Genomic DNA, 22,823 nt, shown 5'->3' with positions numbered 1-22,823 from the left:
CCGTGGCCGGGGGCGGACGCCCGGGATCCGGCACGAACCAGGAGGCGGTCCGCCGCCACAACCTCGGCACGCTGCTGGGGCACGTCCACCGGGCCGAGCTGATCTCGCGGGCCGACCTGACGTCGCGGATGGGGCTGAACCGCAGCACCATCGCGGCGCTGGTCGCCGAGCTGGAGACGCTCGGCGTCGTCCGGCAGGAGATGCCGGTGGGCGGCCGCAGCGGCGCCGGGCGACCGTCCCTGGACGTGTCGCCCGGCGAGCGCGAGGTCTACGTGATCGCCGTGGAGCTGCGCGTCGAGCAGGTCCAGGTGGCGCGCGTCGGGCTCGCGGGGCACGTCCTCGGCCGGGGCAGCGTCGCGATGCCGCGTCCGCAGGATCCCGAGGCGGTGGCGGCGCGGATCGCGTCGCTCGTGCGCCTCACCACCGAGGACGCACCGGCGGGGGCCACCCTGGTGGGCATCGGCATCGGGCTGCCCGGCGTCGTGTCCGCCGGCGGACGGGTGGGCTTCGCGCCCAACCTGCGCTGGACCGACGTCGACCTGCGGGGCCTGCTGCGGCGGCACCTGGACGTCGACGTGCCGATCCTGATGGGCAACGACGCCGACCTCGGCGTGCTGTCCGAGCACGTGCGCGGCGCCGGTGTCGGCTGCGACGACCTGATCTACCTGTCGACCGACATCGGCGTGGGCGGCGGGGTCGTCACCGACGGCCACGCCCTGCGCGGGTTCGGCGGGTTCGCCGGCGAGGTCGGGCACATGCGCACCGGCAGCAGCGGGCGGGTCTGCCGCTGCGGCAGCCGAGGCTGCTGGGAGACCGAGATCGGCGCCCCCGCCATCGCGGCCGCCGTCGAGTGCTCCGACGACGACCTCACGCTCGTCGCCGACAAGGTGCGCGAGATCACCGAGCCCAACGACGCCCTGGTGACCGTCGGACGCGAGCTGGGCGCCGGCATCGCCAGCCTGGTCAACGTGTTCAACCCCGAGGTCGTCGTCCTCGGCGGTCTGCTCCGCGAGGTCTACCCCGTGGTGCGACGCGTCGTGGCGCGCACCGTCGAGGAGGGTGCGCTCGGCGACCCCGCGGCGCAGGTGCGGATCGTGCTGCCCGCCCTGGGCGCCGACTCGGTGCTCCTCGGCGCGGCCGAGCTGGCCTTCGGCCCGCTCCTCGACGACCCCGCCTCCGTCCTCTCCGAGCTGGCCTCCCACCCCGCCTGACGACGCCCCCCGAGTCGCCGAGATACGGGTTCTGCACCACCTGACGCGTTCTGGTGATGCAGAACCCGTATCTCGACCACGGGGTCAGGGGGTGGGGAGGGGGACGCGGGCCTCGAAGACGTCGGCGAGGACGTGGGCCGCGGCGCCGGTGGCGGCCGCGCGGAGCCCCAGCGTGCTGGGCTCGACGGTGCAGCCGCCGGCGAAGACGTCACGCTCGAGCCGGGCGCGGACGACGGGCAGCAGCCACGGCGCGAGGGTCGCGAAGTAGCCGCCGAGCACGATGGTGCCGGGGTCGAGGGCGTTGGCCAGGATGGCGCAGCCGCTCGCGAGGTCGTCGGCCAACGACGCCAGCCCGGCGCGCACGCCGGCGTCGACGGCGGCCCGGGCGGCGACGGTCTCGGCGACCTCGCGCGGGTCGGCGTCGGGCTCGTCGGGCAGGCCGACGCGACGCAGCATCGCGCGCAGGCCCACCAGGGCCTCCCAGCAGCCCCGGCGCCCGCACGCGCAGACCGCGTCGGAGTCGCCGACGCGCATGTGGCCGATCTCGCCGGCGAACCCGCGCAGGCCCTGCAGGACCGCGCCGTCGGTGACGACGCCGCCGCCCACGCCCACGGTGCCGGTGACGTAGAGGACGTGGTCGGCGCCGCTCGCGACGCCCACCGAGGCCTCGGCCCGGGCGGCGCAGTTGGCGTCGTTGTCGACCCGCACGGGCGTGCCGGCGGGGACGCCGCCCGCCACCGCGGCGGCGAGGTCGAGGTCGTGCCAGCCGAGGTTCGGGGCCGAGCGGACGACGCGACGGTCGCGCTCGACCAGCCCGGGCACGGCGAGGCAGAGCCCGAGCAGGCGGTGGCCCTCGTCCTCCAGGCGCCGGCGGCAGCGTCGGACGAACGCGCCCACCTCGGCGACGTCCACCCGGTCGTCGCCCGGGGCGCCGCGCTCCTCGACGAACAGACGGGTGTCGCCGGCGAGGTCGAGGGCGACGGCGGCGCGGTAGTCGACGTTGACCTCGACGCCCAGGCCGACGAGCGGGGTGCCGTCGAGCGACACCGGACGCGACGGGCGTCCGCGTCCGGCGGGAGCCTGCTCCACGGCCGGCTCGCACACGGCGCCCAGCTCGCTGAGCCGCCCGACGATGGTGCCGACGGTGCCCTTGGTGAGCCCGGTGGACGCCGCGAGCACCGCCCGGCTGGACGGGCCGTCCGCACGCAGCGCGCGCAGGACCAGGGCGGTGTTGGCGACCCGCACGTCCTCGGACGTGCGGGTCGCCGGCGTCAGGTCAGCCGCGGACACCGTAGAGGTGCTCCAGGGCCAGCTGGTCCAGGCGCTCGTAGCCCAGGCCGCGCTCGCCGATCGCCTCGACGTCGGGGTTCGGCGCCGACACGATGTCGTTCCAGGTCTCGCCGGCGGCCAGCGTCGGCTCGGTGAGCCCGGCGACGTTGGCGGCCTCGAAGGCGGCCTTGACCTCGGGGTCGGCACGGAACGCGCGCGACTTCTCGCGCAGGATCAGGTAGTTCGTCATGCACCCGGCGGCCGAGACCCACACGCCCTCGTCGGACTCGGTGCGCGCCGGCTTGTAGTCGAAGTGCACGGCGCCCTGCCAGTCGGCCTGGTCGAGGGTGTCGACGACCCAGAACGCGTCGCGGACGTTGCCCGCGCCGAAGCGGAGGTCCTGGTCGTACTTGATGCCGCTCTGGCCGTTGAGGTCGATGTGGAACAGCTTGCCCGCCCACAGCGCCTGCGCGTAGCCGTGCGCGGCGTTCAGGCCGGCCATCTGCTCGTGCCCGACCTCGGGGTTGACGCCGACGAGCTCGGGGCGCTCGAGCGACTCGATGAACGCCAGGGCGTGGCCGACGGTCGGCAGGATGATGTCGCCGCGGGGCTCGTTCGGCTTGGGCTCGATGGCGAACTTGAGGTCGTAGCCCTGGTCGACGACGTACTGGCCGAGCAGGTCGAAGCCCTCGCGGTAGCGGTCGAGCGCGACGCGGAGGTCCTTGTTGGCGCCGCCCTCGGCGCCCTCGCGGCCGCCCCAGGCGACGTAGATCGACGCGCCGAGCTCGGCGGCGAGGTCGATGTTGCGCATCGTCTTCTTCAGCGCGAACCGGCGGACGTCGCGGTCGTTGGACGTGAACGCGCCGTCCTTGAACACGGGGTGCCCGAACAGGTTGGTGGTGGCCGTCGTGACCGCGAGGCCGGTGTCGGCCAGGCCCTTCTTCAGGCGCTCGATGATCGCGTCGCGCTCGCCGTCCGAGGAGCCGAACGGGATGAGGTCGTCGTCGTGGAAGTTGATGCCGTAGGCACCGATCTCGGCGAGCTTCTCCAGGCCGTAGACCATGTCGAGCGGCTTGCGCGTCGGGTCGCCGAAGGGGTCGCGTCCGGCGTAGCCGATGGTCCACATGCCGAAGGAGAACTTGTCCTCGGGCGTGGGGGTGGGGATGGCCATGTGGGTCTCCAGGAGGGGGTGGGGTGTGGGGATCGGGGTGTCAGGACCAGTCGGCGGTGCGGTCGCGCAGCTGCGCGTACTGCTCCCGGACGACGGGGGTGGGGTCGGCCTCGAAGGTGCGTCCTCCGGGCATCTGCCAGGTCGGGGGCTCGGCGCCGCCGGACAGCGCCCACGCGGCCTGACGGGCGGCGCCGCGGGCGACGTACTCGCCCTCGTCGGGCACGACGACGGGCACGCCGAGGACGGCCGGCGCCAGCGTGCGCAGCGCCTCGCTGCGAGCACCGCCGCCGATCAGGACGACCCGGGTGGTGGGCCGGCCGACGGCCTCGGCGACGACGTCGACCGCGTCGGCGAGCGAGCACAGCAGGCCCTCGACGGCGGCGCGGGCGAGGTCCTCGCGGCTGGTGGCCGAGGTGAGCCCCGACGTGACCCCGTTGGCGCGCGGACGGTTGGGCGTCCGCTCGCCGTCGAGGTAGGGCAGCAGCACCAGCCCGTGCGCGCCGGGCTCGCCGGCCAGGGCCAGCTCGGACAGCCCGGCGTGGTCGACGCCGAGCAGGCGGGCGGCCAGCTCGAGCACGCGGGACGCGTTCAGCGTGCAGGCGAGCGGCAGGAACCGTCCGGTGGCGTCGGCGAAGCCGCTGACCATGCCGGTGGGCTCGGCCGTGGGGGTGGTGGAGACGGCCGAGGCGACGCCCGACGTGCCGACCGAGACGGCGACGTCGCCGGGCTGCAGGTCGAGCCCGAGCGCGGCGGCCATGTTGTCGCCGGTGCCCGGCGCGATCGCGAGCCCGCCGCCCGTGCGTCCCACGACCTCGCCGGGGGCGGCGATGCGCGGCAGGCGCGGCTCGTGGCCGAGCGCGAGCGCGGCGACGTCGGGCAGCCAGCCGTCCTCGGCGGGGGAGAAGTAGCCGGTGCCGGACGCGTCGCCGCGGTCGGTGGTGGCCTCGTCCGGACGGCCCGCGAGGTGCCAGGTGAGGTAGTCGTGGGGGAGCAGCACCTGACGCACGCGGGCGGCGTTCTCGGGCTCGTGGTCGCGCAGCCAGCGCAGCTTGGTGACGGTGTACGACGCGACGAGCACGCTGCCGGTGCGGTCGGCGCTGGCCTGCGGGCCGCCGAGCTCCTCGACGAGCGCCGCGGCCTCGTCGGCCGAGCGGGTGTCGTTCCAGAGCAGGGCGTCGCGGACGGGCTCGCCGTCGTCGCCGAGCGCCACCATGCCGTGCTGCTGGCCGCCGACGGCGACCGCCGACGCGCGCTCCAGCAGCGGGCCCGCGGCCTCGTCGAGCGCGGTGATCCAGGCGCGCGGGTCGACCTCGGTGCCGTCGGGGTGGCGGGCGGTGCGCGACTCGACGACGGTGCCGTCGTCGTCGCGCGTCAGCACGGCCTTGCAGCTCTGGGTCGAGGAGTCGATGCCGAGGACCAGGGTGTCGGGCGTCACGTCGACCAGTTTGGTGCAACCCTTGAACTAAGTCAAGGAGGTGACGCCGGCACCTGACGTTCACCCGACCGACGCACGACGGACCGGACGCCGCCACCGCGCGGACCACGCCCGTGGGGATGACGGAGGTCATGACGCAGACCTCCTCGACCACCCGTCGCACGTTCGTCCGCTCCGGCCTCGCCGTCGGCGTCGCGGGCGCCACCGCCACGTCCGGCCTGCTGGACGCCCGCGTGCACGCCGCCGTCCTGCCCGTGAACCCGTTCACCCTCGGCGTCGCGTCCGGCGACCCGCTGCCGGACGGCGTGGTGATCTGGACGCGGCTCGCCGTCCGTCCGCTGGCCGACGACGGCCGCGGCGGCATGGGTCGCGTGGCGCACGAGGTGTCGTGGGAGGTGGCCGAGGACGAGCAGATGCGCCGGGTGGTGCGTCGCGGCACGCAGACCGCGGTGCCCGAGTGGGGCCACAGCGTCCACGTCGAGGTGACGGGCCTGCGTCCCGGGCGCGAGTACTGGTACCGGTTCCGCACCGGCTCCCACGTCTCGCGCGTGGCCCGCACCCGGACGGCCCCCGCCGCCGGCAGCCTGCCGTCCGCGCTCGACATGTCGTTCGTGTCGTGCTCGCAGTTCGAGCACGGCTGGTTCACCGCCTACCGCCGGCTCGCCGAGGACCGGCCCGACCTGGTGCTCCATCTCGGGGACTACCAGTACGAGTACAAGGCGCAGGAGTACGTGGCCGGGTCGGGCAACGTGCGCGACCACCAGGGCCCGGAGACCGTGACGCTCGCGAACTACCGCCAGCGGCACGCGCAGTACAAGACCGACGCCGACCTGCAGGAGGCGCACGCGACCGCCCCGTGGCTGGTGGTGTGGGACGACCACGAGATCGACAACAACTGGGCCGGCCCGGTGCCCGAGGACGCCGCCGACCAGCCGTCGTTCCGGCAGCGTCGCGTCGCCGCGGCCCGGGCCTACTACGAGAACATGCCGCTTCGGGCGTCCAGCGTGCCCTCGGGTCCGCAGATCCAGCTGTACCGGCGCGTGCGCTGGGGTCGGCTCGCGGCGTTCCACCTGCTCGACACCCGGCAGTTCCGCTCCGACCAGGCGTGCGGCGACGGCTTCAAGCCCGACTGCCCCGAGGCGGCCGACCCGCGTCGCTCGATCACCGGGTCCAAGCAGGAGAAGTGGCTGCTCGACGGGTTCCGGGCCTCGGACCAGCGCTGGGACGTCATCGCCCAGCAGGTCTTCTTCTCCCAGCGCGACAGCACCGACGGCCCCGTCACCACGGTGTCGATGGACGGCTGGGACGGGTACGCGGCCTCCCGCGACCGCATCACCCAGGGGTGGCTGGACGCCGGCGTGCGCAACCCCGTCGTCCTCACCGGCGACGTCCACACCCACTGGGCCGCCGACCTCAAGCTCGACTACCGCGACCCGACGGGGGAGTCGGTGGGCAGCGAGCTGGTGTGCTCGTCGATCACGTCGGGCGGCGACGGCCTCGACGAGCCCGGCACCTCGCACCCCTGGCTCGCCTGGAACCCGCACATCAAGTTCCGCAACAACCTGCGCGGGTACGTCAACACCCGGATCACCCCGCAGGACCTGACGGCCGACTTCCGCAGCCTGCCCTACGTCTCGACGCCGGGTGCCGAGGCGTTCACCCGCGCGACGTTCGTCGTGGAGGACGGCGTCAAGGGCCTGCAGCAGACCGCCGACAACCCGCTCCCCGTCGCCTCCGGCCGCCTCCGCGCCCAGGACACCCGCTCGGACGAGGAGATCACCCGCGAGACCATCGCCTGGGAGACCGCCCGCCCCTGACGCCGAGTCGCCGAAATACGACTTCTGCACCACCGGAGACGCACGCGTGGTGCAGGACCCGTATCTCGGCGGTCGGTGTGGGGACCCACGGGCGAGGATGGGGGCGTGACGATCCACACCGAGCACCCGTTCCTGCCCGCCGACGGCGACCGCGACCCGCTGCGACGCTTCCGCGGACGCACGCCGTCGCCCGTGACGGTGTGGACGGCGGGGGAGGGACGCGACCGCGCGGGCCTGACGGTGTCGTCGTTCCTCGTGGCCGACGGCGACCCGTCCCTGGTGCTCGGGCTGGTGGACGAGGACTCCGACCTCGCCGACGCCGTCGAGCCCGGCGGGACGATCGCCGTCAGCCTGCTCGCCGAGCCGCACCGGGGTCTCGCCGAGGTGTTCGCCGGTCAGGCTCCCGCGCCGGGCGGGACGTTCACCGTCGGCACCTGGGAGCAGACGACGTGGGGTCCGGTGCTCGTCGGCGCCGCCGGGTGGATCGGTGCGCGCCTCGTCGACGCCGAGCCGCGCCACGCCGGGTGGGCGCTGCTGCTCGAGGCCGTCGTGGAGCACGTCGAGGTGGCCGGCGACGTCACCGGGCTCGCGCACGTGCGCGGTCGCTACCGCGACCTCGGCTGAGGCTCAGGAGTCGCCGCGGGACTCGCGGTAGCGACGGCGCTGCTCCTCGGCGCGCTCGCGGCACTGCCGCAGGAACTCCTCGTCGGACGCGGTGTCGTTGCCGACGAACCGTCCGGGTCGCTCGTACTCGGGGAAGGCGCCGCCCGTGCTGCCGCGGTAGGGCAGGTCGGCGGCGCGCTGCGGACGTCCGGCCACGAGCCAGGCGACCGAGCCGAGGAACGAGAACAGCAGCACCACGACGATCCACGCGACCTTGGGCAGGTTGCGGCACAGCGACGAGTCGGTGGTGATCACGTCGACCAGGCAGAACACCCACAGGGCGAGCAGCACCAGCCCGAGCACGCTGTCGAGCAGCAGCATGGAGTCCCCCTCGTCTCGACGTCTCCGGCCGCATCATGGCACCGGGGAGGGGCGGTCCGCCGGGAGTTGAGCCGATCGGGGGGCTAGTGCCCCGCGACCGCCCGGATCAGCGCCGCGACGTCGGCGGCCGCGGCGTCGTCGGCGTACCTGGTGCGCGGCCAGAAGAACCCGCGCAGCCCGTCGCCCTTGGTGCGGGGGACGACGTGGGTGTGCAGGTGGGCCACCGACTGCGAGACCGCGTTGTTCATCGCCACGAACGTGCCCTGCGCGCCCATCGCCTCGGGCACGGCGGTCGCCACGCGCTGCACGGCGGCGAAGTACGGGCCGAGGTCGGTCGGCGCCAGGTCGGGCAGGGTGACCACGTGCGTGCGCGGCACGACGAGCACGTGGCCCTCGAACAGGGGCCGGACGTCCAGGAAGCCGACGGCCACGTCGTCCTCGTACGCGACGTGGCCGGGCTCGTCGCCCGCGACGATCCGGCAGAACAGGCAGGGGTCGCTCACCTGCCCATCATCGCCCCGCCGGGAGTATCTTGACGTCGAGAGACGTAGACGAGAGGGGACCGGCATGACCGTCCAGCCCTACGCGGACCCACCGGCGACGACCGACCACCGCTTCGGCCTCCACCACGTGCAGCTCGCCATCCCACCCGGCGGTGAGGACGCGAGTCGCGACTTCTTCGTCGGGGTGCTCGGCATGACCGAGGTGACCAAGCCATCCCGCCTCGCCGCGCGCGGCGGGCTGTGGGTGCGCGCCGACGCCCTCGAGATCCACCTCGGCGTGGAGGAGGGGTTCGCTCCGCAGCGCAAGGCGCACCCCGGCATCCTCGTCGCCGACCTCGACGCGGTCGCGCGCGACCTCGAGGCCGCCGACCACGAGGTGCGCTGGGACGACGCGTTCCCCGGCATGCGCCGCCTCTACGTCGACGACCCGCACGGCAACCGGATCGAGCTGCTCAGCCCGCTCTGAGGCCCGTGACGGTGTCGGCGGCGTGGGGCAGGATCGTGCCGTGGCCCCACGACTGACGCCCGAGCGGCTCCGCGCGCTGACCCTGCGCCGGCAGTTCCCGTCCGTCCGCGGACGCGGGACGACCGCCGTCGTCGAGCTCTACCGCCGCCTCGGGCCGGTGCAGACCCAGGTGCCGCGCTCGGCGCACCTCACCGTCGCGGGGCGGCTGCCGGGCGTCACCCGCGACACCGTCAACGCCGCCTTCGCGTCGTACGCGATCGTCAAGGGCACCAACCTGCGCGGCACCGTGCACAGTGCGCTGCCCGAGCACCACGCCCTGGCCGCCGTCGCGAGCCGGCGCCCGCGTGCGCTGCTCACGGCCAACCACCTGGTGCTGTCGCGCCTGACGCCGGCCGACGTCGACGCCGAGATCGAGCGCTTCTGCGGCGACCGGTGGCGCGAGCGGGCCGACGTCGTCGAGCACCTGCTCGCCTGGCTGGACGAGCACGAGCCCACCGACGGCGACAAGCGCCGCACGACGCTCGGCCGGTCGCTCGGCTGGGGGCACCCGGGACTCGTCCGACGCCCCGCCGACGAGCGCTGGGAGACGCGCACCGACACCCTGCACCGCACGGCGAGCGCCGTCGTCCCACAACCAGAGGTCGACGAGGACGCCGCCGTCGCCGCGATGCTGCGCCTGCACCTCGCGGCGTACGGGCCCGCCACGCGCAAGGACGTGGCGTGGTGGCTCGGCGGCGGGCTCCGTCGGGTCGACGCCGCGGTGGCGTCGCTGGGCGACGAGGTGGTGCGGCTCGAGGGCACCGACGGCACCGCCTACGTCGACCTCGCCGAGCCGCCCCGCGGCGGGCACGCCGACCCCGGCCTGCGGCTGCTGTCGGAGTTCGACGGGCTGCTCGTCGGGTACGCCGGCCCGGCGCACGACCGCTTCCTGGCCGCCCGGCACCTGCCCGAGGTCTGGATCCGCGAGAACGGCCAGCTCATCGCCGGCGTGCTCCACGACCAGCGCGTCGTGGCCACCTGGCGGCTGGTGGCCGACCGCGGCGGGCACCGCGTCGAGGTCACCACGCTCAGCGGCGAGACCAGGCTGGCCGACGACCTCTTCGACGCCCCCGTCGCCGCCGTCGCCGCCGCGCTGGGCACGACGATCACCGACGTGCGGGTCAGCTGACGAACGCGAGCACCAGGCTCGCCTGGGCCAGGTGGTAGGTCACCATCACGGCGAGGTGGCCGTGGGGGAGCGGCCGGACGAACCGGTTCCAGGCCAGGACCGCGTCCGACACGACGAACAGCGCCGCGCCCGTCCACCCCCAGGCCGACCCGCTCGCGCCGGCGGCCGTCGCCATGGCCGCGATCACCAGGGCGTAGACCACGACGGCGACCGCGAGCGGCGCTCCGCCCTCGCGGCGCGCGCCCGCGACGGCCCGGGGGAGCACGGAGAGCATCAGCGACACCGCGACGACCAGCGCCGCTCCCGCACCCACCCACGACGACGCCAGCGGCCAGAACGCCACGACGTAGGCGAGGTGGCCCAGCAGGAACGCCGCGAGCCCCGGCACGAACGCGTCACGCGGCAGCACGAGCAGCACGTCGCCCAGCAGGCACAGCACCAGCGCCACGACGAGCCACGTCCGTCCGCCACCGTCGACCGGCTCGACCGCCAGCGCCACCCCCACCAGCGCGACGAGCGCCGCGGGCTTGGCCACGAGCTCGGCCCGGAGCCGGGACGTCGCGACCGCCCACCAGTCGACGGCCGCGACCGCCGCGGCGAGGACGAGCAGCGCGGACGCGGTCGGGGTCACCGGCCGATCCTAGGGACCGGCGCTACGGTCGGGGGCCATGGACAAGCCCGCGATCTCTCCCCGTCGGTGGTCACCGCCTCCGCGCAGCACCCGCGCACCCGACCCGATCGGGGACCTGCGCGTCGTCCCGGTCGCGGGCCACGGCACCGAGGACGTGCTCGTGCTCGACGACGGCCGCGTCCTCACCGGGCTCGTCGACGGACGCCTGGTCGCCGTCACGCCGGACGGTCGGCAGCAGACCGTCGTCGGCGACTCCGGTGGTCGTCCGCTCGGGCTGGAGCTGCTCCCCGACGGGGCCGTGCTGGTCTGCGACGCCCGACGGGGGCTGCTGCGGCTCGACCTGGACGACGGGCAGGTCACCGTCCTCGCCGAGGAGGTGGACGGTCGTCCGCTCACGTTCTGCAACAACGCGGCGGTGGCGGCCGACGGCACCATCTGGTTCACCGACTCCTCCACCCACCTCGGCATCGACCACTGGCGCGGCGAGCTTCTCGAGCACGTCCCCACTGGACGGCTGGTGCGGCGCGACCCCGACGGCTCGCTGGAGGTGGTGCTCGACGACCTCGCGTTCGGCAACGGGGTGGCGCTGCTGCCCGACGAGTCCGCCGTCGTCGTCGCCGAGACGGCGGCCTACGCGCTGCGCGTCCTCGACCTGACGGGCCCGCGCGCCGGCACCGACCGCGTGTTCGGCACCCCGCTGCCGGGATTCCCCGACAACATCTCCACCGGCGACGACGGCCTGGTCTGGGTGGCGCTCGCGTCGCCGCGCGACCCGTTGCTCGACCTCCTGCTGCCGCGCGCGCCGTTCCTGCGACGGGCGGTCTGGGCGCTGCCGCAGGCCCTGCAGCCGCAGCCCAAGCGGCTCGTCCACGTGCAGGCCTACGACGCGGCCGGTCGGCTCGTCCACGACCTCGCCGGCAGCCACCCCGACTTCGGCATGCCCACCGGCGTGCGGCGTCGCGACGGCCACCTGTGGCTGGGCAGCCTCGAGCAGGGCACCGTCGCGGTGGTGACGGCACCGTGAGCACCGACGACGTGCGTCGCACCTGGGACGCCGAGGCGCCCACGTACGACCAAGCGCCCGACCACGGTCTGCTCGACGCCGACGCGCGCGCCGCCTGGGGCCGTCTGCTCGGCGACGCGCTCGGTCCCGCCCCGCTGCGCGTCGCCGAGATGGGGTGCGGCACCGCGACGGTGGCCGACCTCCTCGCCGACGCCGGCCACCGCGTCGACGGCATCGACCTGTCGCCGGCGATGCTCGACGTCGGACGCGTCAAGACCGCCCGCCACGGCGACGCCGTCATGCTCACCGAGGGCGACGCGCAGGACCCGCCGCTGGCGGCCGGCGCGTACGACGCCGTCGTCTGCCGTCACGTCCTGTGGGCCCTGCCCGATCCGTCGCAGGCGGTCGCACGCTGGCTGCGGCTGCTCCGCGACGGGGGACGGGTCGTGCTCGTGGAGGGCTTCTGGCACACCGGCGCGGGCCTGCGCGCCGCCCAGGTCCTGCAGCTCCTGACCGACGCGGGCCTCGCCCCCGCCGTCGTCCCCCTCACCGACCCCGTCCTGTGGGGCGGCGAGACGCTCGACGAGCGCTACCTCGTCACCGCCGACCTCCCCACCTGACGCCTCGCCCCACCCGTCCCAGGTTTCCCAGGTTCACCTGGGAAACCGACGAGACCACGGGAAGTTCTCCGTGGTCCGGGACGGATTCCCGGGTGACGTGGGGCCGACGGTGCCCCTGTTACGTGCCGCGCCGACCCCGGACGGGTGGTCCCGCGACGACGGTCCGGCGCTCCCCACCCCCGGCCCGTTACCATCGAGAGGTTCCCTGTACACCGATCCGGAGGTCTGTCGTCCATGAGCCTGCTCGACCACATCGGCGAGCCCGCGGACCTCCGCGACCTCACCGACGAGCAGCTGGACGAGCTCGCCGAGGAGATCCGCGAGCGGGTCATCGTCGCCGTCGCGGCGCACAGCGGGCACCTCGGCCCCAACCTCGGCGTCGTCGAGCTGACGCTGGCGATCCACCGCGTCTTCGACTCCCCGCGCGACAAGGTGGTCTGGGACACCGGGCACCAGGCGTACGTGCACAAGATGGTCACCGGACGCGCCGACGGCTTCGACATGCTCCGCAAGGAGGGTGGCCTGTCGGGCTACCCCGACCGCGGCGAGTCCCCGCACGACGTCGTCGAGAACTCGCACGCCTCCACGTCGCTGTCCTACGCCGACGGGCTGGCCAAGGCCAACATGATCCTCGGCCGAGACGACCACGTGGTCGCCGTGATCGGCGACGGTGCCCTCACCGGCGGCATGGCCTGGGAGGCGCTCAACAACATCGCCGCCGACCGCGACCGCCGCCTGGTCGTCGTCGTCAACGACAACGGACGCAGCTACATGCCGACGGTCGGCGGCCTCGCCGACCACCTGACGAGCCTGCGCACCAGCCCGCGCTACGAGCCGACGCTGGAGAAGATCAAGGACATCGTCACCGGCACCCGCCTGGTCGGCCCGGCGGCGTACGAGGCGATGCACGCGGTCAAGAAGGGCCTCAAGGACGCGCTCGCGCCGCAGGGGATGTTCGAGGACCTCGGGCTGAAGTACATCGGCCCCATCGACGGCCACGACCGCCGCGCCGTCGAGCAGGCCCTCACCCGCGCCCGCAGCTTCGGCGGCCCGGTGCTCGTCCACGTCCTCACCACCAAGGGCAAGGGCTACGACCTCGCGGTCTCCAACGAGATCGACCAGATGCACCAGGCCGGCGTCTTCGACCGCGCCACGGGCCTGGCCACCACCGTCGAGCCGCCCAAGTGGACGTCGGTGTTCCGCGACGAGATCGTGCGCATCGCCGACGAGCGGCCCGACGTCGTCGGCATCACCGCCGCCATGCTCTACCCGGTGGGTCTCGACGCGTTCGCCGACAAGTTCCCCGACCGCGTCTTCGACGTCGGCATCGCCGAGCAGCACGCCGTCACGAGCGCCGCCGGCCTCGCGATGGGTGGGCTGCACCCGGTCTTCGCCGTCTACGCCACCTTCCTCAACCGCGCCTTCGACCAGGTGCTCCTCGACGTCGCCCTGCACCGCTGCGGCGTCACGTTCGTGCTCGACCGCGCCGGCGTCACCGGCGACGACGGCGCGAGCCACAACGGCATGTGGGACCTGTCGATCATGAACCTCGTGCCCGGCCTGCGCCTCGCGGCACCGCGCGACGGGTCGCAGCTGCGCGAGCTGCTGCGCGAGGCCGTCGACGTCGACGACGCGCCCACCGTCATCCGCTACGCCAAGACCCCCGTGCCCGACGACGTCCCGGCCCTCGAGCGGGTCGGCACCACCGACGTCCTGCGCCGCGACGTCGACCCGCGCGTGCTCGTCGTCGCCGTCGGCTCGATGGTGCCCACCGGCCTCGCGGTCGGCGTGGGCCTGCACGACGCCGGCCACCGCAGCACCGTCGTCGACCCCCGCTGGGTCAAGCCCGTCGACGCCTCGATCGTCGACCTCGCGCGCGAGCACGACCTCGTCGTCTGCCTCGAGGACAACGGCCGCGTCGGCGGAGTCGGGTCGATGGTCACCCAGGCGCTGTCGGACGCCGACGTCACCACCCCGGTGCGCGTCCACGCCGTGCCGCAGGAGTTCCTGACGCACGCCAAGCGCGACAAGATCCTCGAGCGCGTCGGACTCACCCCGCCGGCCGTCCTGGCCGACACGCTCGCGCACCTCTGAGAGTCGCGCCGGGGCGTCCGCGTCTCATAGTCTCCCGCTCATGAGCAGCGGGAGCGTCATGCGCAGGAAGTCGGTCGAGCAGTCGATCAAGGACACCGAGGAGCCGGAGCACCAGCTCAAGAAGAACCTCGGGGCGCTCGACCTCGTGGTCTTCGGCGTCGGCGTCATCATCGGCGCCGGCATCTTCGTCATCACCGGTCAGGTCGCCAAGACCAACGCCGGTCCGGCGATCGCGCTGTCGTTCCTCATCGCGGCGCTCGCGTGCGGGCTCGCGGCGCTCTGCTACGCCGAGTTCGCCTCGACGGTGCCCGTCGCCGGCAGCGCCTACACGTTCTCCTACGCCACGTTCGGCGAGCTGATCGCCTGGATCATCGGCTGGGACCTGGTGCTCGAGTTCACCATCGGCTCGGCCGCGCTCGCCTCGGGCTTCTCGGGCTACCTCAACACGCTCCTGGACGGCACCCCGTTCGCGCTGCCGGCGTCGTTGCAGTCGGCGTCGGGCGACGGCGTCGTCGACCTGCCCGCCATCGTCATCTCGCTGCTCGTGATGGGCATCCTGATCGGCGGCATCAAGTTCTCCAGCGTCTTCAACCAGGTGGTCGTCGCGATCAAGCTGGCCGTGGTCGCGCTCGTCATCGTCGCGGGCGTCGGCTACGTCTCGGTGAGCAACTGGACGCCGTTCATCCCGCCGTCGCAGCCTTCGGACGGCACGGGCGGCGGCTTCCTCGACACCCCGCTGATCCAGACCATCCTCGGCATCGAGCCCGCCACCTACGGCCTGGCCGGCGTCATCTCGGCCGCCGCGCTCGTGTTCTTCGCGTTCATCGGCTTCGACGTGGTGGCCACCACCGCCGAGGAGGTCAAGAACCCCCAGCGCGACGTCCCGATCGGCATCCTGGGCTCGCTGGCCATCGTCACCGTGCTCTACATGGCGGTCAGTCTGATCATCACCGGCATGCAGGACTACCGCGAGATCGACGCCGAGGACGGTGCACCGCTCGCCACCGCGTTCGACGCCGTCGGTCTGACCTGGATGGGCAACATCATCGCGATCGGCGCCTGCATCGGCCTGACCGTCGTGGTGATGATCCTGATGCTCGGCCAGACCCGCGTCGCGTTCGCGATGGCGCGCGACGGCCTGCTGCCGCGCGGCCTGGCCCGCACCCACCCCAAGTTCGGCACGCCGTACCGGATCACCCTCATCACGGGCGTCGCCGTCGCCGCCATCTCGGGCTTCGTGCCGCTGGGCGAGCTGGCCAAGCTGGTGAACATCGGCACCCTGTTCGCCTTCACGCTGGTGAGCATCGGCGTGGTCATCCTGCGCCGCACGCACCCCGACCTGCCGCGCGCGTTCCGCGTGCCCGCGGTGGCGGTCGTGGCGACGCTCGCCACCATCCTGTGCGTCTACCTGATGCTCAACCTCGAGGGCGAGACCTGGATCCGGTTCCTGATCTGGATGGCGCTCGGCATCGTCGTGTACTTCGCGTACGGCCGCCAGCACAGCCGCCTCGGCCAGCGCGAGCGCGGGGAGGTCTCGCAGTAGGCTGGGGGCACGGCGGAATCGCTTCGCCTGCAGATGCGTTGGGAGAGGCGTGATGAGCAGGTTCTCGCAGTACTTCTCCCGCGGCGGCAAGGACGACGACCCCACGGACGGCTTGCTGCCGCCCGGGACGCGTCCGGTGCTGGTGCACGCGCTCGACGGGTTCCTCGGTGCCGGCTCCGCGCCGCGCCTGGCCGCCCAGCACCTGGCCGAGGACGACGCCCCCGTCGTCGCGTCCTTCGACGTCGACGACTTCTACGACTACCGCGCCCGTCGTCCCCCGATGGTGTTCGACCGCGACGCGTACACCTCGTACGACGCCCCGCGCCTCGACGTCCGGCTGCAGCACGACGCCGCCGGCACGCCGTACCTGCTGCTCACCGGTCCCGAGCCCGACTACCGCTGGGAGCAGTTCGTCGGCGAGGTCCACGACGTCGTCGACGCCTTCGACGTCTCGCTCTCGGTGGGTCTCGGCGCCGTCCCCATGGGCGTGCCGCACACCCGTCCGCTGATGATCACCTCGCACGCCACGCGCCCCGACCTCGTCGACCGCAAGAACCTGTGGTCCGGCCAGCTCGTCGTGCCCGGCAGCGCGCAGGCCCTGCTCGAGCGCCGGCTGGGGGAGTGGGACCACGACGCCGTCGGCTACGTGGTGCACGTGCCGCAGTACCTGGCGCAGATCGACTACCCGACGGCCGCGATCTCGCTGCTCGAGGCGCTCTCGCACCGCACCGGCCTGCAGCTCGACCTCGAGCCGCTGCGGCTCAAGCAGGCCGACACGCTCGCCGACATCGAGAAGCAGATCGCCGAGCAGGACGGCGGCGCGGTGCTCGCCGGGCTGGAGCAGCAGTACGACGTGTTCACCCGCGGCGCCGAGGACTCCCTGCTCGCCGACGACGAGGAGATCCCCAGCGCCGACGAGCTCGGGCAGCAGTTCGAGCGCTTCCTCGCCCGCATGGACCGCCCGGACGACCGCGACTGACCTGCCACCACGCACGTCCCCGGGCATGACAGGATCCCTGCCATGCCTTCTTCCCTGGACGAGCTCGTCGAGCTGCTCGAGGTCGAGCAGCTCGAGGTGGACCTCTACCGCGGCACGCAGCCCCGCGACTCCGCGCTGGTGCGCGTGTTCGGCGGGCAGGTGGCCGCGCAGGCCCTGATGGCGGCGTCGGCCACCGTCGACGCAGGTCGTCGCGTGCACTCGCTGCACTCGTACTTCATCCTCGGCGGCGACCCGGCGATCCCGATCGTCTACGACGTGCAGCGCATCCGCGACGGCGGCTCCTTCAGCACGCGCCGGGTCTCGGCGCGCCAGCACGGCGAGATCATCTACTACCTGACGGCGTCGTTCCACCGCGAGGAGCCGGGCTGGGACCACCAGGACGTCATGCCCGACGTGCCCAAGGTGGAGGACTCGCTCACCCTCGACCAGCTGTTCGGCGCCGCCGACGGCGAGCGCGCCCGTCGCTGGCGCGAGGAGTGGGCCGCGCTCGAGGTGCGCTACGTGGGCGACAACCGCCCCGAGGGTGGCGCCGACCGCGAGCACGTGCCGGCCGTCCAGCGGCTGTGGTTCCGCGGCAACGGCCAGATGCCCGCCGGCGACGACCCCGCGCTCAACGCCGCCGTGCTCACCTACGCCAGCGACCTCACGTTGCTCGGCTCGGCGCTGGTGCCGCACGGCGTCATCATCGGCTCGAGCAAGGTGCAGGCCGCCTCGCTCGACCACGCCGTGTGGTTCCACCGCGACATCCGGGCCGACGAGTGGATGCTCTACGACCAGACGTCGCCGTCGGCCTCGGGCGCGCGCGGGTTCGCCACCGGCAACGTCTATGCCCAGGACGGCACGCTGGTCGCCAGCGTCGCCCAGGAGGGCCTGGTCCGCCCCGTCGACCCCTCCCGCAAGCGCTGACGCGCTCGCGTCAGGAGTGCAGCTCGTCGAGGTCGTAGCTCGGTCGGGTGGAGGGGGTGCTGAGCAGGTGGCGCAGCACGGCCGTCGCGAGCACCCAGGGTCCGAGCAGGAGCCCGGTGTACCAGACCCCCAGCACCAGCCCGAGGGTGATCTCCGGCAGGGTGACGCCCTGGGTGTCGTGCAGGACCCACGACCAGGTGGCGCCGCCCAGGTACACGGACACGGGGAAGGCGGCTGCGGGGACCCAGACCAGGGCGAGCCAGCGGAGCCGGAACCCTGTCCAGGCCAGGATGGCGGTCGCGACCACGACCAACACCGCAGTCACCGTCGTCGCCTGCCAACCGAGCCGCAGGCCCACGCTCGCCACCGACAGGACGAACGCACCCGCACCGAGACCGGCCACCAGTGTGCGGTGCGGATCCTGCACGTCGTCCCCGATCGACTCGCCCTGACGGCTCGACGTCATCCTAGGCGGGGGTGGCGCGCCCCACGAGGTGCGTCGACGTCCGGTCGCCGCGGGTGCTGGTGACGCCGAACGTGGTGGCGTCGCCGTCCGTGGACGTGCCGAGCTGCACCGTGGTGGGCAGCAGGACGGGCTTGCGGAACTCCACGTCGACGCGGACCGCGTCGGGCAGGCGTCCCTGCAGCGCGGCGAGGGCGCGCGCCTTGGTCCACATGCCGTGCGCGATCTGCCGCGGGAACCCGAAGGCCTTGGCCGTCACCTGGTAGAGGTGGATCGGGTTGCGGTCGCCGGAGACGGCCGCGTACTGACGACCGAGGTCGGCGGGCAGGCGCCACCGGGTGGACCCGACGGGCGCCTCGACGCCGTCGAGCGGCGGCGCGGTCTCCTCGTCCCCACGACCCGACCCGCGGGCCAGCAGCGTGGTGACCTCCTCCCACACCAGCGTTCCCGACGCCGTCACCGAGGTGTCGATGTCGACCAGCCGGCCCTTGGGGTGGGGACGCAGGCGCGCGCCGCGCACCTCGACCTCGAACCTCTCGCCGGTGCCGATCGGGCGGTGCTGGACGATCGTGTTGCGCAGGTGCACCAGGCCCATCGGGGCGAACGGGAACGCGGTGTCGCACATCAGCTGCAGGTGCAGCGCGAACGCGGCCATGTGCGGGTAGGTGACCGGCAGCTCCGAGCCGAGCGAGAAGCCGCAGACCTTGGCGTAGTCGCTGAGCGCGCGGACGTCGGTGCCCACGCCCTCGCGCCGCAGGGTCAGGTCGGGCACGTCGCCCGACGCGTGCCGCACGCCCGGCAGCGAGCCCACCACCGGCAGCGCCGGGAGCGCCGCGCGCAGGTAGAGGGGCAGGGTGGACGGGGCGCCGTCGAGCGTGCGGGTGGCCATCAGGCGCCCAGCAGGCTCTGGCCGCAGACGCGCACGACGTTGCCCGACACCGCCGACGAGCCGGGGTTGGCGTACCAGGCGACGGCCTCGGCGACGTCGACGGGCTGACCGCCCTGCGCCATCGAGTTCATCCGACGTCCGGCCTCGCGGATGGCGAACGGGATCGTCTTGACCATGTCGGTCTCGATGAAGCCCGGCGCGACCGCGTTGACGCGGATGCCCTTGCCCGCCACCCGGGGTGCGAGCTCGTCGACGAAGCCGATCACCGCCGCCTTGGACGTCGCGTAGCTGGTCTGGCCGTTGTTGCCGGCGATGCCCGCGATGGACGAGACGCCGATGACGCTCGCGTTGGGCTTGAGCAGGTCCTGGTCGAGGAGCTCGGCGGTGATGCGCTGGGGGGCGCCGATGTTGATGTCGATCACCGAGTCCCAGATGTCGGTCTTCATGTTGCGCAGCCGCTTGTCGCGGGTGACGCCGGCGTTGTGCACCAGGACGTCGAGGCCCGCGCCGTGCTTCTTGGTGAACGTCTTGGTGCTGACGTGGCGGGCGATACGCTGCGGGGCGTCCTTGGCGGTGATGTCGAGGGCGATGGTGTCGCCGTCGATCTCGGCCATCTGCGTCTGCAGCTCACCGGCGAGCTGGGGGATGTCGAGCCCGATGACGTGCGCACCGTCGCGGTGCAGCGTGCGCGCCATCGCCAGGCCGAGCCCGCGCGAGGCGCCGGTGACGAGCGCGACCTTGCCGGCGAGCGGCGTCAGCGCGTCGTCGACGGTCGCGGCCTCGGTGACGCCGGCGGTGCCCACGCGGACGACCTGCCCCGAGACGTACGCCGACTTGGGCGACAGCAGGAACTCGAGCGTCGAGCGCAGGGCGTCGTGCGCGCCGTCGGCGACGTAGACGAGGTTGACCGTCGAGCCGCCGCCGATCTCCTTGCCGAGCGAGCGGGTGAGGCCCTCGAGGGAGCGCTGGGCGATCGCGCGGGCGTCGTCGTCGGCCTCGGCGGGCGGGGTGCCGACCACGAGCACGCGGGCGCTGGAGCGCAGGCTGCGCAGCACCGGCTGGAAGAACTCCGGGATGGCGGCGAGGCCGGCCGTGGTGTCGATGCCGGTGGCGTCGAGGACGAGCGCCTTGTAGCGCTCGCCGTCGAGACGGGTGGTGGCGGTGGTGACGCCCAGCTCGCCGAGGGCGTGCACCAGCTTGTCGCCCAGCGTGCTGCCGGGGGCGGCGCCGACGAGGACGGTGCCGTCGACGACGGGGGAGCCCGGCGCCCACCGGTCGAGGGTCGGCGGGTCGGGCAGCCCGAGGTTCTTGACCACGAGCCTGCCGATCGTGCTGTGGGCCAGGGCCTGGTAGCGGTCGCTCATCGGGTGTGTCCCATCTCTCGAATACCGACGGTATCTGAAACTCTTCTGCGACTGTAACGTGGTGGCACCAGGCAGTCCACACCCGCGGGTGTGGCGCTGGCAACGCCGAACGAGCCCCGCACCGAGATCACGAGGAGCCCTCATGGCCCAGACTTCGACCACCAAGGCCAAGACGCCCGCCCAGCCGTCCCCGGCGCAGCGAGTGGCCGTCATCGGCGGCAACCGGATCCCGTTCGCCCGCTCGAACACGGTCTACAGCCACGCCTCGAACCAGGACATGCTGACCGCCGCCGTCGACGGTCTGGCCACCCGCTACGGCCTGGAGGGCGAGCGCGTCGGCGAGGTCGTCGCCGGCGCCGTGCTCAAGCACAGCAAGGACTTCAACCTCACCCGCGAGGCCGTCCTCGGCTCGGTGCTGTCACCCGACACCCCGGCCTACGACATCCAGCAGGCCTGTGACACCGGCATCCAGGCCGCGATCCAGGTGGCCAACAAGATCGCCCTCGGACGCATCGAGGTCGGCATCGCGGGTGGCTCGGACACCACGTCCGACGCGCCCATCGCCGTCGGCGAGAAGCTGCGCGGCATCCTGCTGGACGCCAACCGCGCCAAGACGCTGCAGGCCCGCCTCGCGGTGCTGGCCCGCGTCCGTCCCGCGCACCTGGTGCCGGCCATCCCGCAGAACTCCGAGCCCCGCACCGGCCTGTCGATGGGCGAGAGCCAGGCGCTCACCGCCGTCGAGTGGGAGATCTCGCGCGAGGACCAGGACGAGCTCGCCGTGGCCTCGCACCACAACCTCGCCGCGGCCTACGAGCGCGGGTTCGAGGACGACCTGGTCACGCCGTTCCTGGGCCTCGACCGCGACCAGAACCTGCGCGCCGACTCGAGCGTCGAGAAGCTGTCGACGCTGAAGCCGGTCTTCGGCAAGGGGCCCGCCGCGACGATGACGGCCGCCAACTCCACCCCGCTCACCGACGGCGCGTCCGCGGTGCTGCTGGCCTCGGAGTCGTACGCCAAGTCCAAGGGCTGGAAGCCGCTCGCGTTCTTCACCGACTACGAGACCGCCGCGGTCGACTACGTCCACGGGGGCGAGGGGCTGCTCATGGCGCCGGCGTACGCGATGCCGCGGATGCTCGAGCGCAACGGCCTGACCCTGCAGGACTTCGACTTCTACGAGATCCACGAGGCGTTCGCGTCGCAGGTGCTCTCGACGCTGAAGGCGTGGGAGGACCCGATCTTCTGCAAGGAGCGCCTCGGCCTGGACGCGCCGCTCGGCTCGATCGACCGGTCCAAGCTCAACGTCGCCGGCTCGTCGCTCGCGGCCGGTCACCCCTTCGCCGCCACCGGCGGTCGCATCATCGCCAACCTGGCCAAGCTGCTCGCCGAGAAGGGCAAGGGTCGCGGCGTCATCTCCATCTGCGCCGCCGGCGGCCAGGGCGTCACCGCCATCCTGGAGCGCTGACCCGCCCCACCACCCGCCGTCGAGGTACGCGAAAGGCACCACCGCAGCGTCTGCGGTGGTGCCTTTCGCGTACCTCGGCGGCTGATGGGGGAGGTTCAGGCGGGGCGGGGGCCGGTGGCCATCACCAGGGCGGCCTCGACCAGGTAGGTCCTGACCTGGTCGAAGGAGACGCGGTGGATCTCCGGCGAGCCCTCGTCGTCGCCGCTGACGGCGATCTGGTTGCGGCCGAGCTGGAGGGCACCGAGAGCCTGGGCGTAGAGCACGTTGGCCAGCAGGTAGGGGTCGCGCTGGGCGAACTCGCCGGTGGCCTGACCGGCCTCGAGGACGGTCACCAACGACCCGATGGCGCCCACCATGCCCTGTCCGAGGCGCATCATCGCCGCCTCGCTGACGTCGAGCAGCAGCTCGTCGCCGGGGCGGCGCAGCAGCGCCAGGGCGCAGTCGCCGAAGGCGGGGTAGCGCTGACCGTAGTCGAGGAACGCCCCGCTGACGCTCGCCAACCGCTCCGACGGCGACGCCTGAGGGTCGTCCGCCGACTGCATCGCGGCGGTGATCTCCTCGAGGTATCCCACGAGCGTCAGCGCGAAGAGCTCTTCCTTGCCGGAGAAGTGCCGGTAGATGATCGCGCGGTTGATGCCGACGGCGTTGGCGATGTCCTCGATCTGCGCGTCGCGCACGCCGGCGGCGTCGAACAGCTCGCGGGTGGCGGCGAGGATCTCCTCCTCGCGCTCGCGACGGCGCGCGGCGATGGCTCCGGTCCTGCGTCGGACCGGCTGGTCCTGTTCCTGTGAGGCCACCGGTTCATCCTAGGACCTCCCTTTCCT

22 protein-coding genes are annotated in these 22,823 nt (G+C 73.3%); 12 read left to right on the top strand and 10 right to left on the bottom strand.

Going from position 1 to position 22,823, the window contains the following annotated elements; all coding sequences use genetic code 11:
- Window positions 1-2: 2 nt before the first annotated feature.
- Complete coding sequence (locus ACI6PP_RS07280; RefSeq protein WP_421110372.1) at window positions 3-1,211, top strand: ROK family protein; 1,209 nt, start codon at window positions 3-5, stop codon at window positions 1,209-1,211.
- A gap of 84 nt (window positions 1,212-1,295) precedes the next feature.
- Here the strand turns inward: ACI6PP_RS07280 and ACI6PP_RS07275 are convergent, their stop codons facing one another.
- Genes ACI6PP_RS07275 through xylB form a run of 3 tightly spaced genes read right to left on the bottom strand, consistent with a single transcriptional unit; the run spans window position 1,296 to window position 5,086 of the window.
- Window positions 1,296-2,501, bottom strand: a complete 1,206-nt coding sequence (locus ACI6PP_RS07275) for an ROK family protein (protein ID WP_421110370.1) — start codon at window positions 2,499-2,501, stop codon at window positions 1,296-1,298.
- The gene (gene xylA, locus ACI6PP_RS07270; RefSeq protein ID WP_421110368.1) at window positions 2,488-3,651 is read right to left on the bottom strand and encodes a xylose isomerase; all 1,164 of its coding nucleotides are present in this window, start codon (window positions 3,649-3,651) and stop codon (window positions 2,488-2,490) included. Before xylA ends, ACI6PP_RS07275 begins: the two co-directional genes overlap by 14 nt.
- Window positions 3,652-3,691: 40 nt before the next feature.
- Window positions 3,692-5,086, bottom strand: coding sequence for a xylulokinase (xylB, locus tag ACI6PP_RS07265; protein WP_421110366.1), 1,395 nt, complete (start codon window positions 5,084-5,086; stop codon window positions 3,692-3,694).
- Between the two features lie 131 nt (window positions 5,087-5,217).
- Here xylB and ACI6PP_RS07260 point away from each other — a divergent pair, with 131 nt between their 5' ends.
- Both ACI6PP_RS07260 and ACI6PP_RS07255 read left to right on the top strand, forming a co-directional pair.
- On the top strand, window positions 5,218-6,903 hold the full coding sequence (locus tag ACI6PP_RS07260; RefSeq protein ID WP_421110365.1) for an alkaline phosphatase D family protein: 1,686 nt from the start codon (window positions 5,218-5,220) through the stop codon (window positions 6,901-6,903).
- Between the two features lie 105 nt (window positions 6,904-7,008).
- On the top strand, window positions 7,009-7,527 hold the full coding sequence (locus ACI6PP_RS07255; RefSeq protein WP_421110363.1) for a flavin reductase family protein: 519 nt from the start codon (window positions 7,009-7,011) through the stop codon (window positions 7,525-7,527).
- Between the two features lie 3 nt (window positions 7,528-7,530).
- Here ACI6PP_RS07255 and ACI6PP_RS07250 read toward each other — a convergent pair whose 3' ends face one another.
- Both ACI6PP_RS07250 and ACI6PP_RS07245 read right to left on the bottom strand, forming a co-directional pair.
- Window positions 7,531-7,887 carry a PLD nuclease N-terminal domain-containing protein gene (locus ACI6PP_RS07250; RefSeq protein ID WP_421110362.1) on the bottom strand — a complete coding sequence of 119 codons (357 nt, stop codon included), beginning with the start codon at window positions 7,885-7,887 and terminating at the stop codon, window positions 7,531-7,533.
- A gap of 83 nt (window positions 7,888-7,970) precedes the next feature.
- Window positions 7,971-8,390 (bottom strand): HIT family protein, encoded by a 420-nt coding sequence (locus tag ACI6PP_RS07245; RefSeq protein ID WP_421110360.1) that lies wholly within the window; start codon window positions 8,388-8,390, stop codon window positions 7,971-7,973.
- A gap of 64 nt (window positions 8,391-8,454) precedes the next feature.
- On the opposite strand from ACI6PP_RS07245, the gene ACI6PP_RS07240 reads away from it, so the two are divergent.
- Together ACI6PP_RS07240 and ACI6PP_RS07235 are read left to right on the top strand one after the other, a co-directional pair.
- Window positions 8,455-8,856: a VOC family protein gene (locus tag ACI6PP_RS07240; RefSeq protein ID WP_421110358.1), complete on the top strand. Its 402-nt coding sequence runs from the start codon at window positions 8,455-8,457 to the stop codon at window positions 8,854-8,856.
- A gap of 40 nt (window positions 8,857-8,896) precedes the next feature.
- Window positions 8,897-10,024: a DNA glycosylase AlkZ-like family protein gene (locus tag ACI6PP_RS07235; protein ID WP_421110357.1), complete on the top strand. Its 1,128-nt coding sequence runs from the start codon at window positions 8,897-8,899 to the stop codon at window positions 10,022-10,024.
- On the opposite strand, the gene ACI6PP_RS07230 is transcribed toward ACI6PP_RS07235, so the two are convergent.
- Window positions 10,017-10,655, bottom strand: a complete 639-nt coding sequence (locus ACI6PP_RS07230; RefSeq protein WP_421110355.1) for a lysoplasmalogenase family protein — start codon at window positions 10,653-10,655, stop codon at window positions 10,017-10,019. The genes ACI6PP_RS07235 and ACI6PP_RS07230 overlap by 8 nt on opposite strands.
- Before the next feature lie 37 nt (window positions 10,656-10,692).
- On the opposite strand from ACI6PP_RS07230, the gene ACI6PP_RS07225 reads away from it, so the two are divergent.
- From ACI6PP_RS07225 to ACI6PP_RS07200, 6 genes are all read left to right on the top strand, one after another.
- On the top strand, window positions 10,693-11,679 hold the full coding sequence (locus tag ACI6PP_RS07225) for an SMP-30/gluconolactonase/LRE family protein (RefSeq protein ID WP_421110353.1): 987 nt from the start codon (window positions 10,693-10,695) through the stop codon (window positions 11,677-11,679).
- Window positions 11,676-12,278 carry a class I SAM-dependent methyltransferase gene (locus ACI6PP_RS07220; protein WP_421110351.1) on the top strand — a complete coding sequence of 201 codons (603 nt, stop codon included), beginning with the start codon at window positions 11,676-11,678 and terminating at the stop codon, window positions 12,276-12,278. The genes ACI6PP_RS07225 and ACI6PP_RS07220 overlap by 4 nt, the downstream gene beginning before the upstream one ends.
- Before the next feature lie 234 nt (window positions 12,279-12,512).
- Window positions 12,513-14,372, top strand: coding sequence for a 1-deoxy-D-xylulose-5-phosphate synthase (dxs, locus tag ACI6PP_RS07215; RefSeq protein WP_421110349.1), 1,860 nt, complete (start codon window positions 12,513-12,515; stop codon window positions 14,370-14,372).
- A gap of 40 nt (window positions 14,373-14,412) precedes the next feature.
- Entirely contained in the window at window positions 14,413-15,915 is a 1,503-nt protein-coding gene (locus ACI6PP_RS07210) for an amino acid permease (protein ID WP_421110347.1), read from the top strand.
- Window positions 15,916-15,967: 52 nt separating this feature from the next.
- Window positions 15,968-16,894, top strand: coding sequence for a proteasome assembly chaperone family protein (locus tag ACI6PP_RS07205; RefSeq protein ID WP_421110345.1), 927 nt, complete (start codon window positions 15,968-15,970; stop codon window positions 16,892-16,894).
- Between the two features lie 42 nt (window positions 16,895-16,936).
- Complete coding sequence (locus ACI6PP_RS07200) at window positions 16,937-17,821, top strand: acyl-CoA thioesterase (RefSeq protein ID WP_421110343.1); 885 nt, start codon at window positions 16,937-16,939, stop codon at window positions 17,819-17,821.
- Between the two features lie 10 nt (window positions 17,822-17,831).
- On the opposite strand, the gene ACI6PP_RS07195 is transcribed toward ACI6PP_RS07200, so the two are convergent.
- The 3 genes from ACI6PP_RS07195 to ACI6PP_RS07185 form a co-directional block, all read right to left on the bottom strand.
- Window positions 17,832-18,146, bottom strand: coding sequence for a hypothetical protein (locus tag ACI6PP_RS07195; RefSeq protein ID WP_421110341.1), 315 nt, complete (start codon window positions 18,144-18,146; stop codon window positions 17,832-17,834).
- A gap of 142 nt (window positions 18,147-18,288) precedes the next feature.
- Entirely contained in the window at window positions 18,289-19,173 is an 885-nt protein-coding gene (locus ACI6PP_RS07190; RefSeq protein ID WP_421110339.1) for a MaoC family dehydratase, read from the bottom strand.
- Window positions 19,173-20,537: a 3-oxoacyl-ACP reductase gene (locus ACI6PP_RS07185; RefSeq protein WP_421110337.1), complete on the bottom strand. Its 1,365-nt coding sequence runs from the start codon at window positions 20,535-20,537 to the stop codon at window positions 19,173-19,175. The genes ACI6PP_RS07190 and ACI6PP_RS07185 overlap by 1 nt, the downstream gene beginning before the upstream one ends.
- Before the next feature lie 142 nt (window positions 20,538-20,679).
- On the opposite strand from ACI6PP_RS07185, the gene ACI6PP_RS07180 reads away from it, so the two are divergent.
- Window positions 20,680-21,999: an acetyl-CoA C-acetyltransferase gene (locus ACI6PP_RS07180; protein ID WP_421110335.1), complete on the top strand. Its 1,320-nt coding sequence runs from the start codon at window positions 20,680-20,682 to the stop codon at window positions 21,997-21,999.
- 95 nt (window positions 22,000-22,094) lie between these two features.
- Here ACI6PP_RS07180 and ACI6PP_RS07175 read toward each other — a convergent pair whose 3' ends face one another.
- Window positions 22,095-22,796 carry a TetR/AcrR family transcriptional regulator gene (locus ACI6PP_RS07175; RefSeq protein ID WP_421110333.1) on the bottom strand — a complete coding sequence of 234 codons (702 nt, stop codon included), beginning with the start codon at window positions 22,794-22,796 and terminating at the stop codon, window positions 22,095-22,097.
- Window positions 22,797-22,823: the final 27 nt, after the last annotated feature.

The organism is Solicola agrisoli, assembly GCF_049059935.1.
GTDB lineage: Bacteria > Actinomycetota > Actinomycetes > Propionibacteriales > Nocardioidaceae > JAURVT01.
This window is presented reverse-complemented; position numbering and strand designations above follow the sequence as displayed.

Excerpts from the sequence above, each read along its gene's own strand:
- xylA (WP_421110368.1), bottom strand. The coding sequence starts at position 3,651 with ATGGCCATCCCCACCCCCACGCCCGAGGACAAGTTCTCCTTCGGCATG.
- ACI6PP_RS07260 (WP_421110365.1), top strand. The coding sequence starts at position 5,218 with ATGACGCAGACCTCCTCGACCACCCGTCGCACGTTCGTCCGCTCCGGC.
- ACI6PP_RS07250 (WP_421110362.1), bottom strand. The coding sequence starts at position 7,887 with ATGCTGCTGCTCGACAGCGTGCTCGGGCTGGTGCTGCTCGCCCTGTGG.
- ACI6PP_RS07240 (WP_421110358.1), top strand. The coding sequence starts at position 8,455 with ATGACCGTCCAGCCCTACGCGGACCCACCGGCGACGACCGACCACCGC.
- ACI6PP_RS07225 (WP_421110353.1), top strand. The coding sequence starts at position 10,693 with ATGGACAAGCCCGCGATCTCTCCCCGTCGGTGGTCACCGCCTCCGCGC.
- dxs (WP_421110349.1), top strand. The coding sequence starts at position 12,513 with ATGAGCCTGCTCGACCACATCGGCGAGCCCGCGGACCTCCGCGACCTC.
- ACI6PP_RS07210 (WP_421110347.1), top strand. The coding sequence starts at position 14,413 with ATGAGCAGCGGGAGCGTCATGCGCAGGAAGTCGGTCGAGCAGTCGATC.
- ACI6PP_RS07205 (WP_421110345.1), top strand. The coding sequence starts at position 15,968 with ATGAGCAGGTTCTCGCAGTACTTCTCCCGCGGCGGCAAGGACGACGAC.
- ACI6PP_RS07200 (WP_421110343.1), top strand. The coding sequence starts at position 16,937 with ATGCCTTCTTCCCTGGACGAGCTCGTCGAGCTGCTCGAGGTCGAGCAG.
- ACI6PP_RS07190 (WP_421110339.1), bottom strand. The coding sequence starts at position 19,173 with ATGGCCACCCGCACGCTCGACGGCGCCCCGTCCACCCTGCCCCTCTAC.
- ACI6PP_RS07185 (WP_421110337.1), bottom strand. The coding sequence starts at position 20,537 with ATGAGCGACCGCTACCAGGCCCTGGCCCACAGCACGATCGGCAGGCTC.
- ACI6PP_RS07180 (WP_421110335.1), top strand. The coding sequence starts at position 20,680 with ATGGCCCAGACTTCGACCACCAAGGCCAAGACGCCCGCCCAGCCGTCC.